The sequence below is a fragment of the Nocardioides psychrotolerans genome (assembly GCF_900113685.1).
GTDB lineage: Bacteria > Actinomycetota > Actinomycetes > Propionibacteriales > Nocardioidaceae > Nocardioides > Nocardioides psychrotolerans.
On sequence record NZ_FOQG01000004.1, the window covers coordinates 256,887 to 271,815 of the forward strand.

Genomic DNA, 14,929 nt, shown 5'->3' on the forward strand with positions numbered 1-14,929 from the left:
CCGTCAGTCTGCGGTCACCGCGTCGCAGCCCCACCGGGCCTCGATCGCGGCGGCCGGGTCGGCGTGGGCCCCGGCATCGAGGAGTACGGCGACGCGCGGCGCCGCAGCACCTCATGCATGATCGGCGCCGCCAGGCGCAGCAGGTAGCGCTGCCACCCGGCTCCGGCCCGGATCTCGGCCAGCATGGCCGGCCAGGAGTGGTGCTGGAAGCCCAACGCCTCCTGGGCGCGTGCGGTGTCCAGCCAGTCGGTGGTGAACCAGACGTCGTCCCGCGCAGGGTCCCCGGGCCGGCCCACCGGGATCCCGTCGTCGAGCCCCACGGCGGCGGTCATCGCCGGGGTGATGTCGCCCTGGCGCAGCCGGTGGCTGTCGTCGCTGCCGATCACCAGCACCTCACCCAGGACCGGGACGGGCATGGCAGTGCGGCGGGATCACGGCCGCGGGGTGCGCCACGACGGCGGGTGTGACGCGGGCCGGCAGGTCGGCCACCGCCGGCCGGTCGGTCAGGTCGATCCACTCGACGCGGAGTCCTGTGGCTCACCGCGCGCCCGGCAGGATGGTCGGGTGAACACCCCGCGCCGGCACGTCGACCTGCCCGACGCCGTGCGGGCGTTCGCCACCCGCGGTCCCGACTGGGCGTCGTACGTCGCCGCGCTGCCGGGCGTGGTCGCAGGGCTGCTGGAGGAGTGGGAGCTGGTGCCCGACGGGCCGGCGATGCACGGCTACGCGTCCGTGGTGGTGCCGGTGCGGCACGAGCAGGACCGGGCGGTGCTCAAGGTGGCCTTTCCCGACGACGAGTCCGAGCACGAGGCGCTGGCCCTGCAGCACTGGCACGGGCGCGGCGCGGTCGCCCTGCTGCGGGCCGACCCGCGTCGGCGGGCGCTGCTGCTCGAGCGGCTGCACCCCACCGACCTCTCCGACCACGGGGACATCGAGGCGTGCGAGATCGTCGGCGGTCTCTACGTCCACCTCCACCGACCCGCACTGCCGCAGCTGCGCACCCTCACGTCGTACGTCGAGCGGTGGGGCGCCGCGCTCGGCTCGCTGCCGCGCAGCGCGCCGCTGCCTCGCCGACTGGTCGAGCAGGCGGTGTCGCTCGGCCGCGACCTGGTCGCCGACCCCGCCGGCGTCGATCGCGTGCTCCACGGCGACCTGCACTTCGCCAACGTGCTGGCGGCCGACCGGGCGCCGTGGCTGGCCATCGACCCCAAGCCGATGAACGGCGATCCGCACTACGAGGTCGCGCCGCTGCTGTGGAACCGCTTCGACGAGCTTGCGGGCGACATCCGCGGGGGAGTGCGCCGGCGCTTCCACGCGACCATCGACGCGGCCGGCCTGGACGAGGACCGGGCCCGCGACTGGGTGGTCGTGCGGATGCTGCACAACGCCCTGTGGGCGATCCAGGACGGCGACCCCGACCCGACCTGGCTGACCACCTGCGTGGCGATCGCCAAGGCGGTCCAGGAGTAGGTGTCCTTCTCCATCACGTTGCTGACACATCAGGCGCACTCATCGCAGAGCCGGAGGTTCCGCTGCCCACGACCTCAGGACGTGGAACCACCAGGCGCTTACGTCGCGCGACCAACCCGGGGCACCACCCTCACGCTCGTGAGAGGGGTCCACGTGGACCCCTCTCACGAGCGTCGACAGTCGACGTCGTCACTCCCTTACTCTCCGGTCATGGATATGTTCCAGACCGGCCAGGTCATCGAGCGTCGGGAGGTGCTCCATGGCGAGCTCTGGCTCACCTCGCCGGTGACGGTGGTCCACGACGACGGCGACCGGCTGGCCGTGCAGCTCGACCCGGGTTCGACGTTCACCTTCCCGAGCCACTCGTTCGGTGTCCACCCCTGGGCCCGTCACTCGCAGTGGGGTGGCTCCATCGTCCTCCAGCTCCATCGAGCGGGCGACCTCTACAGCGTCTGGAAATTCTTCACGCCAGAGGGGTCGTTCCGCCACTGGTACATCAACTTCGAGGCGCCGTTGAGTCGCGGTCCGGGTCACATCGACACGAACGACTACGGGCTCGACCTCGTGATCGATGCCGACGGGCAGCGACACTGGAAGGACGTCACGGACCTTCACCACCAGCGCACGGAGGGGCGGATCTCGGCGCAGACAGTCCTCGACGTCCTTGCCGACGCTGCGCACGTCGAAGCCGCGCTGGACCGGGGCGAGCACTGGTGGTCCTCGTGGGCCGACTGGTCGCCGACCACGGACGACGCCGCCTTCCCTGGGTGAGGCGGCCTCAGCCGTCGTCGCGGCACAGGCAGAACGGGTGACCGGCCGGGTCGAGCAGGACCCGCACGTGGTCCTGTGGCTGCTGCTCGGCCAGCGTCGCGCCGAGCGCGACCGCTTCACCCACGGCCTCCTCGAGGTCGCCCACCTGGAAGTCGAGGTGCATCATCGCCCGCTGCTCTCCGACGACCGGTGGCCACACGGGCGGCACCCAGTCGGCGGCGTGGACCTGCTGGAAGACCAGGTAGGGCCCCTCGGGAGCAGGCGCGACGATCGCGGTGCCGGGCTCCTCGTGGCCGACGGGCCAGCCGAGGAGGTCGGAGTAGAAGTGGGCGAGGGCGCTGGGGTCCGGGGCCTCGATGGCGTTGCCCCACCACATGCCGGGTGTCCGTGATCGCATGCCCTCACCCTCTCCTGGCGAGGGGGCCGCTCACCCGGGTCGTGACCGGATCGTGACGGGACGGCACAAACCCGGTCGCCGCGGGGCATGCGCGTCGGAGAGGATGGGCGCCATGCCCCTCCTGCGCTCTGTCAACGTCGGTCGTCCCCGCGAGGCCGCGTGGGCCGCGATCGGCCGCACGTCGATCGACAAGGCGGCAGTCGTCGGCCCCGTCGAGGTCGGTCCGCTGGGCATAGCCGGCGACCAGGTCTCCGACATCCGGCACCACGGCGGCATCGACCAGGCCGTCTACGCCTTCGCGCGCGAGGACCTCGACCACTGGACCCAGGTCCTGGGCCAGCCGATCCGCGACGGCCAGTTCGGGGAGAACCTGACGACCTCCGGCATCGACGTCAACGAGGCCGAGGTGGGCGAGCGTTGGCGCGTCGGCGCCGACGTCGTGCTCGAGGTCGCCTCGATCCGCACGCCCTGCAACGACTTCAAGATGTGGATGGGCCGCGGCGGCTACGACAACACCGCCTGGGTCAAGCGCTTCGCGTCCGAGGGGCGCCCTGGCCCCTACCTGCGCGTCCTCGTCCCCGGCGTCATCCAGGCCGGCGACCAGATCACGGTGATCCACGAGCCGGGGCACGGCGTGACCGTCTCGATGATGTTCCGCGCCCTGCACACGGAGCCGACGCTGCTGCCGCGCCTCCTCGAGGTCGACGGCCTCGTCGCCGAAGCACACGACAAGGCCTCGGCCTACGTCGCCAACATGTCGTTGTGAGGCTCGACGACCTGCTGCCCGAGGAGCCCGCCGTACGTCGGATGGCGGTCGCAACGCTCGTCAACACGATGGGCAACGGCATCTTCTTCACCCTCAGCGCGCTCTACTTCACCCGGATCGTCGGGTTCTCGATCGTGGAGGTGGGGGCCGGGCTGAGCATCGCGGCCGGTGTCGCGCTCTTCGCCGGCGTGCCGATCGGCCACCTCGCCGACCTGCGCGGCCCCCGTGAGGTGCAGGTCGCGCTCGTGCTGGTGATCGCGGCGCTGACCGGGCTGCTCCTGCTGGTGACGCAGTGGTGGCAGTTCGTGCTGGTCACGAGCGTCATCGCGGTGCTCGACCGTGGCGCCGGTGCCGTGCGTGGGGCGCTGATCGCGGGACTGGTCCAGGGGGCCGGGCGGGCGACCACCAAGGCCTACCTGAGGTCGGTCACCAACGTCGGCATGACGGTCGGCACCGGGATCGCCGCGATCGCGCTCCACTTCGACACCCGCGAGGCCTACCTGGCGGTGCTCTACCTCGACGTGGCGTCGTACGTCGTCACGGCGGTGCTGCTGGCCCGGGTGCCGCACGTGCCACCCAGGCCAGCGGGCCAGGGGCTCGCAATGCTGACCGCACTGCGCGACCTGCCGTTCGTCGCGGTCGTGGTCGTGAGCTCGGTCGTCACGATGCAGTACTGGATCCTCGAGCTGGCGATCCCGCTGTGGGTGGTCAACGAGACCGAGGCGCCGCGGTGGCTGGTCGCGGTGCTGATGGTCATCAACACCGTCATTGTCGTGGTCGCCCAGGTCGCCGTCGCCAAGCGGGTCGCGACCGTCGAGGCGGCGGTGCGCGCCAACCTCGTCGCGGGGGAGCTGTTCTTCGCGGCGTGCGCGGTCTTCGGGCTGAGCGGCCGGGTGTCCGCGGTGCTGGCCGCGACGCTGCTCGTCTCGGGCGCGCTGCTGCACGTCGCGGGTGAGCTCGCCCAGGCGTCGGCGTCGTTCGTGCTGGGTTTCGAGCTGCCGCCGGAGGAGGCGATGGGCCAGTACCAGGGCGTCTGGGGGATGACGTTCTCGATCAGCTCGTTCCTCGCCCCGATGGTCATCGCCCTGCTGCCGCTGGCGCTCGGCGGGGTGGGCTGGCTGCTGCTCGGAGCGATACTGCTGGGGGCATCGCTCCTGACCGGTCCGACGGTTCGGTGGGCGGTGCGGTCGAAGGAGTCGCGGCTCGCCGTCGAGGCGCCTACCGGCCGGCAGGGGTAGTGATCTAGGTTACTTCCCACACCATCCGTCTCGGCCTGACCCAGGAGTGGCATGCCTGTCAATCACGACACGACCTTCGTCGACAATCTCACGCAGAACATGGCGGTGCAGTTCCTCGACCGAGTAGCCGCGTCGCCCGACTCTGAAGCTTTCCGCTACCCCGTCGGCGACGACTGGACGTCGATCACGTGGAAGCAGACCGGCGAGCGCGTCCGCAGCCTCGCAGCGGGCCTGCTCTCGCTCGGGATCGGTCCGGAGGAGCGGGTGGGCATCGCCTCCGCGACCCGTTACGAGTGGATCTTCGCCGACCTCGCCATCGTGTGCGCCGGTGGCGCCACGACCACCGTCTACCCGACCACCAACTCCGTCGACACGGCCTACATCCTGGGCGACTCGGAGTCGCGCATCGTCTTCGCGGAGGACGACGAGCAGATCGCCAAGCTCAGGGAGCACAAGTCCGAGCTGCCGCACCTGATGAAGGTCGTGACCTTCGAGGGGACCACCGATGACGACTGGGTCATCTCGATGGACGACCTGGCGGCACTCGGCGACGCCCACCTCGCGGCGCACCCCGACATCATCGAGACCACCGCGGCCTCGATCGCGCCCGACCAGCTCGCGACCCTGATCTACACGTCGGGCACGACCGGGCGGCCCAAGGGCGTGCGCCTGACGCACAAGTCCTGGGTCTATGAGGGCATGTCCATCCAGGTCCAGGGGATCCTCTCCGAGAGCGACCTGGAGTTCCGCTGGCTGCCGATGTCGCACTCCTTCGGCAAGGTGCTGCTCTCCGCGCAGATGGCCTGCGGCTTCGCTGCCGCCATCGACGGTCGCGTCGACAAGATCGTCGAGAACTGCTCGATCGTGAAGCCGACCTTCATGGGTGCGGCTCCTCGCATCTTCGAGAAGGCCTACGGCCGGATCCAGACGATGCAGGCTGCGGAGGGTGGCGCCAAGGAGAAGATCTTCAAGAAGGCCTTCGCCGTCGGCCTCGAGGTCGACCGTCGCAAGCGTGACGGCAAGTCGGTCCCGCTGATGCTCAAGCTCCAGCATGCGCTCTTCGACAAGCTGGTCTTCAGCAAGGTGCGCGAGCGGTTCGGTGGTCGGGTCCGGTTCTTCATCTCCGGCTCGGCCGCGCTCAACCGCGAGATCGCCGAGTGGTTCAACGCCGCCGGCATCGTGATCCTCGAGGGCTACGGCATGACGGAGAACTCCGCCGGTGCCACGGTCAACCACCCCGACGACAACAAGATCGGCACCGTCGGGCGCGCACTGCCCGGCACCGAGGTCAAGATCGGCGAGGGCGACGAGGTCCTGCTGCGCGGTCCCCACGTCATGAACGGCTACCACAACCTGCCCGAGGAGACGGCCAAGACGCTCACCGACGACGGCTGGCTGCGCACCGGCGACAAGGGCAGCCTCGACTCCGAGGGCTACCTCACCATCACCGGCCGCATCAAGGACCTGTTCAAGACCTCGGGCGGCAAATACATCGCGCCGTCCGCGATCGAGGCCAACTTCAAGGCGATCTGCCCTTACGCCAGCCAGTTCATGGTCTTCGGCAACGACCGCAACTTCGTCGTCGCCCTGGTCACCCTCGACCCCGACGCGATGGTCGGTTGGGCCGAGGAGAACGATATGTCCAGCGCCTCCTACACCGACATCGTGAAGTCCGACAAGGCGCACGAGATGGTCGCCGGCTACGTGGAGGAGCTCAACGCGCGCCTCAACCGCTGGGAGACGATCAAGAAGTGGGAGATCCTCGACCACGACCTGACCATCGAGTCCGGTGAGCTGACCCCCTCGATGAAGGTCAAGCGCAACGTCGTAGAGAAGAACAACGGGGAGCGGATCGCCGCTTTCTACGGCTGATCAGGCTGGCCACCGTCTCCTCACAGGGGACGCACAGGCCGCCCGGTTCGAATGGGTGTCGGCGGGAGACCGCCGGCACCCGTTCGTCATTTAAGCACCGGCTCCAGCCCGGTCCACGCCACCAGCCTCGAGAGCGACGACGTGTTCTCCGACGGGGTCTCGCTGCAGATGGCCACCGTCACCGGCTCGGTCGGGCAGGGCTACACGATCTCCCTCAACGTCCCGGTCTGATCGTCGATCCGGAGGGTGGGAGAATGGTCCGGTGCCGTCCGCCCTGCCTCCCGGTGACCCGGCTCCAGAGGACGGGTCGCTTCCTGCGCAGGCGCTCGCCGGGTTGGGGGATCGGCCGTTCGGGTTCTACGTGCACGTCCCCTTCTGCACGGTGCGCTGCGGCTACTGCGACTTCAACACCTACACCGCCGAGGAGCTCGGCCCGGGTGCCTCACGCGTCACCTACGCTGCCTCCGCGGTCGCCGAGGTACGACGAGCACGCCAGGTCCTGGGCGACGTCGAGGTCCGCGTCGACACGGTCTTCCTCGGCGGCGGCACGCCTACCCTGCTCGCCCCGGCCGACCTCGGTGCCATGCTCGGCGCGGTCGCCGAGGAGTTCGGCCTGGCTCCCGGGGCCGAGGTCACGACCGAGGCCAACCCCGACAGCGTGAGCCCGGCCGACCTCGCGGCGCTGCGGGAAGCGGGCTTCACCCGGATCTCGTTCGGCATGCAGTCGGCCGTGCCGCACGTGCTCGCGGTCCTCGACCGCACCCACGACCCGCGTCGTGTGCCGGACGTGGTGCGGTGGGCCCGCGAGGCCGGCTTCGAGCAGGTCAGCCTCGACCTCATCTACGGCACGCCGGGGGAGTCGCTCGACGACTGGGCCCGGAGCCTCGACGAGGCGCTCGCGTGCGCGCCCGACCATGTGTCGGCGTACTCCTTGATCGTCGAGGACGGCACCGCCCTGGCGCGCCGGGTCCGCCGCGGCGAGCTGCCGATGCCCGACGAGGACGACCTCGCCGACAAGTACGACCTGGCCGACGACCGGCTGACCGCGGCGGGGCTGGGCTGGTACGAGGTCTCCAACTGGGCACGCGACGACGAGGCCCGGTGCCGGCACAACCTGGGCTACTGGACCGACGGGGACTGGTGGGGCATCGGCCCCGGCGCGCACTCCCACGTCGGCGGGGTGCGCTGGTGGAACGTCAAGCACCCGGCGGCCTACGCCGACCGGTTGGCCCGCGGCCTCAGCCCGGCCCACGCCCGCGAGGTGCTCGACCCGGAGAGCCGTCGCGTCGAACGGGTGCTGCTCGAGCTGCGGTTGCGCGACGGCCTGCCACCTGCCGTGCTGGACGCCGTCGGTCTCGCCGCGGTGCCGGCCCTGGTGGGCGACGGGCTGCTCGAGCCGGTGACGGACCGGCTGGTCCTCACCCGTCGTGGTCGCCTGCTCGCCGATGCAGTCGTGCGCGACCTGCTTCCCTGATGCACTCGACCATGGGGCGGCGCGCAGGGCATAGGCTTCGTCCATGACGCAGGGACCCGAGAACCCGTACGAGCCGAACCAGCCGCACGATCCCTCCAGCGGCGACTCGCCCTACGGTGCGACGCCTCCGCCCCCGCCGCCCTACGGCGACCCGCAGGCCCCGCCTCCGTCCTACGAGCAGCCGTCCTACGGCCAGCCGGGCCCTGACCAGCAGGGCTACGGCCAGCCGGCCCAGCCGCCCTACGGCCAGGCGCCCTACGGCCAGCCGCCCTACGGGCAGCAGCCCTACGCCCAGATGCCCTACCAGACCTACGGCGCCGGCCCGGCGGGTCCGGGAGCGCCCTACGGGGTGCACCCGGTGACGGGCATCCCTTACTCCGACAAGTCCAAGGTCGTCGCAGGACTGCTCCAGATCCTGGTGCCCTTCGGGATCGGGCGCTTCTACATCGGTGACAGCGGCATCGGGATCGCCCAGCTGCTCGTCACGATCTTCACCTGCGGCATCGGCGCGCTGTGGCCGGTCATCGACGGGATCATCATGCTGGCCAGCGACTCCAAGGACGCCAACGGGTTGATGCTCCGCAGCTGACCTGTCGTCCGTCTGCCGAGCCCCGCTCGGTGTTCGAGCCGCTCCGTCCGGTGGTCGAGCCCGCCGAGTGCAAGCGAGGCGGCGTCGAGAGGCTGAGGCGAGCTGCGGTCTCGGGCTTGACCGGCTGACGGCGCCGAAGCCGATTGTCGGAAGTTCGAGCCCGAGCGACCAGCGCTGAGCGTGCGTGTCACGTCGTACGGCGCGAACTGCCCGGCTGGAGTGGCGGACAAGCGCAAGAGTCCCCGGACATCCGGGTAGTCATGCACCCCGGTGCGCAGCCAAGCGCCCCCGCCAGCGAGGACGCGACGATCAGCCGGAGCCGGTGACGAAGTCGATGAGCTCCTCGACGCGGCCGAGCAGCGCCGGCTCGAGGTCGTCGTAGGACTGCACGCGCGACAGGATGTGCTGCCAGGCCCGGGCGATGTCGGCCTGGTCGGCGTGGGGCCAGCCGAACGCGCGGCAGATCCCCTTCTTCCACTCGATGCTGCGCGGGACGTCGGGCCAGGCCGCGACCCCGATCCGGTCGGGCTTGACCGCGGCCCACACGTCGATGAAGGGGTGACCCACGACCAGCACGTGGCGCCCGACGGGGGAGGCGGCGACCTGCTGGGCGATCCGGCTCTCCTTGGAGCCGGCGACCAGGTGGTCGACCAGCACGCCGACCCGGCGCTCCGGGCCGGGGTCGAAGTCGCGCAGGTGCTCGACGAGGTCGTCGACGCCCTGGAGGTATTCCACGACGACACCCTCGAGTCGCAGGTCGTCACCCCAGACCTTCTCGACCAGCTCCGCGTCGTGGCGGCCCTCGACGAAGATCCGGCTGGCCCGGGCGACGCGGGCCTTCGCGCCGTGGACGGCGACCGACCCGGAGGCCGTGCGGGTCGGCGCAGCCGGAGCACCCGCGCGGACCGGACGGGTGAGGATCACCGGCTTGCCCGCGAGCAGGAAGCCGGGCCCGAGGGGGAAGGTGCGCCGGCGGCTGCGGCGGTCCTCCAATGTCAGGGTGTCGAGGTCGCGGTCGATCGCGACGATCTCCCCGACCCAGTCGGTGGTGACCTCCTCGACGACCATGCCCAGCTCGGAGGGCGTCTCGACCGCCCGGCCCCGCTGGGGGACCTTCCAGTCACCGGAGAGCACGTCGCTGCCGTAACGGTCGTTCACACCGACCACGCTAGGCGGCACCGCCGACAGTGGTGGTCTGCCGCGCCGGGCTCAGTTGTGCTGTGACCCGTCTGACTCCTCGCCGTCGTCCGCACTCGCGTCCGGGCTCGCGTCCGGGCTCTCCTCGGCGCTCTTGCCGTCGGTGAGCAGGTCGTCCACCGTCTCGCCGTCGTCGAGACCCTCGGCCAGCGGGTTGTCCTCTCCGGGCTGGAGGTCCTCGGGCAGCTGGTCGTCGCCGATGCCGATCTCGGGCTCGTTCTCGGATTCGCTCATGCTCCGAACCTAGCCCGCGGCCACGACGTCGCGACTCACCCGACGAGATGAGACGACATGAGGAGGAGCTAGATGAGCGGTAGGCGCTTCTGGCTGCGGGGCAGCTGCTCGTAGATGCGTCGTACGGCGGAGCCCAGCCGCTGCGCCGGGAACGGCCACTCGCCGGCCGCCACGGCGTCCTCGACCCGGACGCCGCGGGACGCGAGGTCGCGCACGGTCTCGGCCAGGATCCCGATCTGGTTGCGCTGGTCCTCGACGAAGTCGCGGTCGACCACCGCGCCGTGGCCGGGAACCACGACGCTCGACGAGGTGGTCAGTCCGAGCACGATGTCCAGGGTCAGGGGCCACTCGAGCGGGTAGCAGTCCTCGCCGAAGCCCGGCACACCGCCGCTCTCCTCGGACTCCTCGACCAGGTCGCCGGCGAGGAGCACGTCCGCGTCCGGCACCCGCACGACGAGGTCCCCGGCGGTGTGCCCGCGTCCGGGGTGGACCAGCTCGACGAGGCGGTCGCCGAGGTCGAGCGCCACGGCGGAGGAGAAGGTGTGGTCGGCCGGCACGACCTCGGTCGCGAGGACCTCGTCGCGGTGGGGGTCGGTCGTGTCGGCGGTGTAGAGCGCCTTGATGCGGTCGCCCGCGGCCAGGGTCTGCTCGGCGGCGGTCTCGTGCGCGTGGATGGGCACGGCGCCGTAGGCGGCGCGCAGGACCTGGTTGCCGAAGGTGTGGTCGAAGTGCTCGTGGGTGTTGACGATCGCGGTCACCTCGCCGACGCCCAGGGCGCGGATGTCGTCGACGACACCGCGGGCCGCGAGGCTGGAGGCGTGCGTGTCGACGAGCAGCAGGCCGCGGGAGCCACCCACCAGCGTGACGTTGACGTCGAACCACGCGTGGCGCGCGACCCAGACCCGGTCGGCGACCTCGAGGAACCCCATCCGCCCAGCGTAGGCGTGCCGGTCGCCCGACCCGTCGGCAGAGCCCGCTCAGCAGAGGCCGGCATGCAGCTCGCGGCGCAGCAGCTCACCGAGCTCGTCGGCGCCGGCTGCGGACCGGGCGAAGGTGAGCGTGCGTGAGTGCGAGCCGGTGAGGTCGACCCACTGCACCTCGACCCTGTGCGGGCGCAGGTCGACCAGGGCGACGCCCACGACCTGGCTGATCCGGGTGCCGGTGGTGGTGGCGACCGCCTGCCGCAGCTCCTCCTGGTGGCAGCGGTTGGCGTGCTCGACCGAGCGCTGGAGGTAGCCGCGGTTCAGCTCCAGCGTGGGGGAGCGGAAGTCGTCGAGCGGCACCCGGCGCTGCTGCTCACGGCGGCCCTCCCCGGACCGCGCGAGCAACGCGAAGGTGAGGCGCATCGTGACGACGTCGCGGACCTGCCCGCAGCAGGCGCAGTCCTCCCGTGCGGTGGTGTGCAGCGTCCCGGCGAGCGTCAGGGTCGCGTCGCGGTCGGGGGAGCCGCTCGACCCGAGCCCGCTGTGCAGGGTCAGCAGTGCCCGGGCTCCGCGCGCCGAGGCGTGGGCCAGGTCGGTCCCGGGGGCGCAGGAGAAGGTCGGGTGGCCGCCGAGGTCCTGCATCCCGAGCTCGTCGGTCCCGGCCAGCACGTCGTCGACGCCGTCCACCACGAGGTGGACCGAGGAGGGACACGCCAGGATGCTGCGGGCCGCAGCGGCCAGGCGCAGGGGTTCGTCGAGCTGGGTGAGATCGAGCGTGGCCATCGCAGGGCTCCTTCGTGGATGAGTTAGGCAAGCCTAACCTGCATAGTCCTGGCGGGGTACAGGAGTCGGTCGCACCCGCGCCTGCCTAGTAGCATTGGCACTCACCACGACGGAGTGCCAGAGGGACGACGAGCAGCGGAGGCGGCATGCAGGAGGAACGACGACTGGCCGTGCTCCGCGCGATCGTCGAGGACTACGTCGCCACGGAGGAGCCGGTCGGCTCCAAGGCGCTCGTCGAGCGCCACAGCCTCGGGGTCTCGCCGGCCACGGTGCGCAACGACATGGCGGTGCTCGAGGACGAGGGCTACATCACCCAGCCCCACACCAGCGCCGGCCGCGTGCCGACCGACAAGGGCTACCGGCTCTTCGTCGACCGGCTCACCACGGTCAAGCCGATGAGCGTCGCGGAGAAGCGTGCGGTCTCGACGTTCCTCGACGGGGCGGTCGACCTCGACGACGTCGTGCAGCGCTCCGTGCGAGTGCTCTCGCAGCTCACCCGCCAGGTCGCGGTCGTCCAGTACCCCACGCTCTCGCGCTCCACCGTGCGCCACGTGGAGCTGGTCGCGCTGGCGCCCCGACGGCTGCTCGCCGTCCTCATCCTGAGCACGGGCCGCGTCGAGCAGCGCCTCGTCGACCTCGAGGCCGACCTCGACGACGACGTCCTGGCCGACCTGAGGCTCCGGGTCAACCAGACCGCCACCGGTCAGGTCATCGCCGACGCCGTCACGGCGCTGCGGGGCCTGGGTGAGCAGCCGCCGACCAGCCCGCTGGCGGTCTACGCGGCACCGGTCGTCAACGCGCTCGCCGACGCCATGAGCGACTACCGCTCCGACGAGCGCATCGCGGTGGGCGGCGCCGCCAACCTGGCCCGCTACGGCGACAGCTTCGACTCGGCCGTGCGGCCGCTGCTCGAGGCGCTCGAGGAGCACGTCGTGCTGCTCAAGCTCCTCGGCGAGGCCACCAGCGGGGGCATGGTGACCGTCCGGATCGGTGCGGAGGGTCCCTACGAGCAGCTCTCGGCGACCAGCGTGGTCGCCACGGGCTACGGCCCCCAGGACGACGCCCTCGCGACCCTCGGGGTCGTCGGGCCGACCCGCATGGACTACCCCGGCACCATGACCGCCGTCCGTGCGGTCGCGCGCTACGTCTCGCGCATCCTCGACGAAGCCTGAGCCGGCTCGTCGCCGCCCATCGCATCCCCCACCGCCCCACCGCCCCACCGCCCCACCGCCCCACCGAGACCAGAGAAGGACACCCACGTTGAGCCAGGACCTGTACGAGCTCCTCGGTGTCGCCCGCGACGCGGATGGCGACGCCATCAAGAAGGCCTACCGGCGCCTCGCGCGACAGCTGCACCCCGACGTCAACCCGGACCCGGAGACGCAGGAGAAGTTCAAGGAGGTCTCGCGCGCCTACGAGGTGCTCTCCGACCCCCAGAAGCGCGCCGCCTACGACCGCGGCGGTGACCCCTTCGGCGGCGGCCAGGCCGGCTTCGGCCAGGGTGCCGGCTTCTCGTTCACCGACATCATGGACGCCTTCTTCGGCGGCCAGCCCGGTGCGGGCGGTGGCGGTCAGGGCCGGGGCCCCCGCTCCCGCGTACGCCGTGGGCAGGATGCCCTGATCCGGCTCGAGATCTCCCTGGCCGAGGCCGCCTTCGGCGTGGCCAAGGAGCTCAAGGTCGACACCGCCGTGCTCTGCACGACCTGCGACGGCGAGGGTGCCGCACCCGGCAGCCACCCGATCCCGTGCGAGACCTGCCGGGGCGCCGGCGAGGTCGCCCACGTGCAGCGCTCGTTCCTGGGCGAGATCCGCACGCTGCGCCCCTGCGCCGCGTGCCGCGGCTTCGGCTCGATCATCCCCGAGCCCTGCCGCGACTGCGCCGGTGACGGACGCGTCCGCTCCCGTCGTACGTTGACGGTCAAGATCCCCGCCGGCGTCGACAACGGCACCCGCGTCCAGCTCAGCGAGCAGGGCGAGGTGGGTCCCGGGGGCGGCCCGGCCGGCGACCTCTACGTCGAGATCCACGTCGGCGAGCACCCGACCTTCACGCGCCACGACAACGACCTGCACTGCACGGTCACGCTGCCGATGACGGCGGCGGCGCTCGGCACCACGCTGACGCTGCCGACCCTCGAGGCCGACGTGGAGCAGGGTGCCGACTCGGGCGTCGAGACCGAGTTCGAGCTCGAGATCGGGTCCGGCACCCAGTCCGGCACCCAGCAGGTGATGCGCGGACGCGGCGTCCCCGGCCTCCGCGGCGGCCGCGGCGACCTGGTCGTCAGCGTGGTCGTCGAGACCCCGCTGCGGCTCGACCCGCGTCAGGAGGAGCTGCTGCGCGAGCTCGCCGCGATCCGCGGTGAGGAGGCCCCCACGGGTCAGGTCCGCAGCACCTCGGCCAAGTCGGTCTTCGGCCGTCTGCGCGACGCGTTCAACCAGCACGGATGAGCCTGCCGGTCCACCTCGTCCCGACCCTCGCAGGTGTGTCGGTCGGGGCCGGCGTCACCGTCGAGGGCGACGAGGCGCACCACGCCGTCGCCGTACGACGGCTGCGCGTCGGCGAGCAGGTGGTGCTGACCGACGGCGCCGGCCGCTCGGTGACCGGTGCGGTCACCGAGACCGGCAAGCGGGTCTTCACGGTCGAGGCCGCCTCGGTCGAGGAGGTCGTGCGGCCCCAGCCGTCGTTCGTGGTCGTCCAGGCGCTGCCCAAGGGCGACCGTGGAGAGCTCGCCGTCGAGGTCCTCACCGAGGTCGGCGTCGACCGGATCGTGCCCTGGGCCGCCTCGCGCAGTGTCGCGGTCTGGAAGGGCGAGCGCGCCACGAAGTCGCTGGCCCGCTGGCGCTCGACGGCCCGCGAGGCCGCCAAGCAGTCACGCCGCTCCTGGCACCCCGCGGTCGCGGAGCTCGCCACGACCGCCGACGTCGCAGCGCTCGTCGCCTCCGCCGACCTGGCCGTGGTGCTCCACGAGCAGGCCAGCATCCCGCTCGCCGGTCTGTCGGTGCCGCCCGCGGGTGTGGTCGTCGTGGTCGTCGGCCCCGAGGGCGGGCTGAGCCCCGACGAGGTCGCGCTCCTCGTCGCCGCCGGCGCCGTTAGCGTGCGCCTCGGCGCCGAGGTGCTCCGCACCTCCACCGCCGGGGTCGCTGCCTGTGCGGCGTTGCTGGCGCGGACGGCTCGTTGGGGCGCATGACTACTCGGATGTCCGGGGACTCTTGCGCTT

Annotated in this window: 16 protein-coding genes; 10 read left to right on the forward strand and 6 right to left on the reverse strand. The window is 71.6% G+C overall.

The window, feature by feature from the left end:
* Positions 1-14 precede the first annotated feature (14 nt).
* On the reverse strand, positions 15-416 hold the full coding sequence (locus BM204_RS07225; RefSeq protein WP_091111616.1) for a hypothetical protein: 402 nt from the start codon (positions 414-416) through the stop codon (positions 15-17).
* Between the two features lie 148 nt (positions 417-564).
* On the opposite strand from BM204_RS07225, the gene BM204_RS07230 reads away from it, so the two are divergent.
* Together BM204_RS07230 and BM204_RS07235 are read left to right on the forward strand one after the other, a co-directional pair.
* On the forward strand, positions 565-1,470 hold the full coding sequence (locus BM204_RS07230; RefSeq protein ID WP_246166180.1) for an aminoglycoside phosphotransferase family protein: 906 nt from the start codon (positions 565-567) through the stop codon (positions 1,468-1,470).
* A gap of 210 nt (positions 1,471-1,680) precedes the next feature.
* On the forward strand, positions 1,681-2,241 hold the full coding sequence (locus BM204_RS07235) for a ribonuclease FAU-1 family protein (RefSeq protein WP_091111620.1): 561 nt from the start codon (positions 1,681-1,683) through the stop codon (positions 2,239-2,241).
* Positions 2,242-2,248: 7 nt separating this feature from the next.
* Here the strand turns inward: BM204_RS07235 and BM204_RS07240 are convergent, their stop codons facing one another.
* On the reverse strand, positions 2,249-2,638 hold the full coding sequence (locus tag BM204_RS07240; protein ID WP_246166178.1) for a VOC family protein: 390 nt from the start codon (positions 2,636-2,638) through the stop codon (positions 2,249-2,251).
* 112 nt (positions 2,639-2,750) lie between these two features.
* Here BM204_RS07240 and BM204_RS07245 point away from each other — a divergent pair, with 112 nt between their 5' ends.
* The 5 genes from BM204_RS07245 to BM204_RS23420 all read left to right on the forward strand — a co-directional run bounded on the left by BM204_RS07245 (position 2,751) and on the right by BM204_RS23420 (position 8,577).
* A complete protein-coding gene (locus BM204_RS07245) occupies positions 2,751-3,404 on the forward strand; it encodes an MOSC domain-containing protein (RefSeq protein ID WP_091111623.1) in 654 nt (217 codons plus the stop codon).
* Complete coding sequence (locus BM204_RS07250) at positions 3,401-4,642, forward strand: MFS transporter (protein ID WP_091111624.1); 1,242 nt, start codon at positions 3,401-3,403, stop codon at positions 4,640-4,642. The genes BM204_RS07245 and BM204_RS07250 overlap by 4 nt, the downstream gene beginning before the upstream one ends.
* Before the next feature lie 51 nt (positions 4,643-4,693).
* Positions 4,694-6,514 carry an AMP-dependent synthetase/ligase gene (locus BM204_RS07255; protein WP_091111626.1) on the forward strand — a complete coding sequence of 607 codons (1,821 nt, stop codon included), beginning with the start codon at positions 4,694-4,696 and terminating at the stop codon, positions 6,512-6,514.
* Between the two features lie 262 nt (positions 6,515-6,776).
* Positions 6,777-7,988, forward strand: a complete 1,212-nt coding sequence (gene hemW, locus BM204_RS07260) for a radical SAM family heme chaperone HemW (protein ID WP_091111627.1) — start codon at positions 6,777-6,779, stop codon at positions 7,986-7,988.
* 43 nt (positions 7,989-8,031) lie between these two features.
* Positions 8,032-8,577 (forward strand): TM2 domain-containing protein, encoded by a 546-nt coding sequence (locus tag BM204_RS23420; RefSeq protein WP_091111629.1) that lies wholly within the window; start codon positions 8,032-8,034, stop codon positions 8,575-8,577.
* A 309-nt stretch (positions 8,578-8,886) separates the two neighbouring features.
* On the opposite strand, the gene BM204_RS07270 is transcribed toward BM204_RS23420, so the two are convergent.
* From BM204_RS07270 to BM204_RS07285, 4 genes are all read right to left on the reverse strand, one after another.
* Entirely contained in the window at positions 8,887-9,735 is an 849-nt protein-coding gene (locus BM204_RS07270; RefSeq protein ID WP_091111631.1) for a DUF3097 domain-containing protein, read from the reverse strand.
* A 51-nt stretch (positions 9,736-9,786) separates the two neighbouring features.
* Positions 9,787-10,008, reverse strand: coding sequence for a hypothetical protein (locus tag BM204_RS07275; RefSeq protein WP_091111632.1), 222 nt, complete (start codon positions 10,006-10,008; stop codon positions 9,787-9,789).
* A gap of 68 nt (positions 10,009-10,076) precedes the next feature.
* A complete protein-coding gene (locus tag BM204_RS07280; protein ID WP_091111634.1) occupies positions 10,077-10,937 on the reverse strand; it encodes an MBL fold metallo-hydrolase in 861 nt (286 codons plus the stop codon).
* A 48-nt stretch (positions 10,938-10,985) separates the two neighbouring features.
* Positions 10,986-11,714: a hypothetical protein gene (locus BM204_RS07285; protein WP_091111635.1), complete on the reverse strand. Its 729-nt coding sequence runs from the start codon at positions 11,712-11,714 to the stop codon at positions 10,986-10,988.
* 146 nt (positions 11,715-11,860) lie between these two features.
* On the opposite strand from BM204_RS07285, the gene hrcA reads away from it, so the two are divergent.
* The 3 genes from hrcA (at position 11,861) to BM204_RS07300 (ending at position 14,899) form a co-directional block, all read left to right on the forward strand.
* On the forward strand, positions 11,861-12,886 hold the full coding sequence (gene hrcA / locus BM204_RS07290) for a heat-inducible transcriptional repressor HrcA (protein ID WP_091111637.1): 1,026 nt from the start codon (positions 11,861-11,863) through the stop codon (positions 12,884-12,886).
* Positions 12,887-12,974: 88 nt separating this feature from the next.
* On the forward strand, positions 12,975-14,159 hold the full coding sequence (gene dnaJ, locus BM204_RS07295) for a molecular chaperone DnaJ (RefSeq protein ID WP_091111638.1): 1,185 nt from the start codon (positions 12,975-12,977) through the stop codon (positions 14,157-14,159).
* On the forward strand, positions 14,156-14,899 hold the full coding sequence (locus tag BM204_RS07300; protein WP_091111640.1) for a 16S rRNA (uracil(1498)-N(3))-methyltransferase: 744 nt from the start codon (positions 14,156-14,158) through the stop codon (positions 14,897-14,899). Before dnaJ ends, BM204_RS07300 begins: the two co-directional genes overlap by 4 nt.
* Positions 14,900-14,929 lie beyond the last annotated feature (30 nt).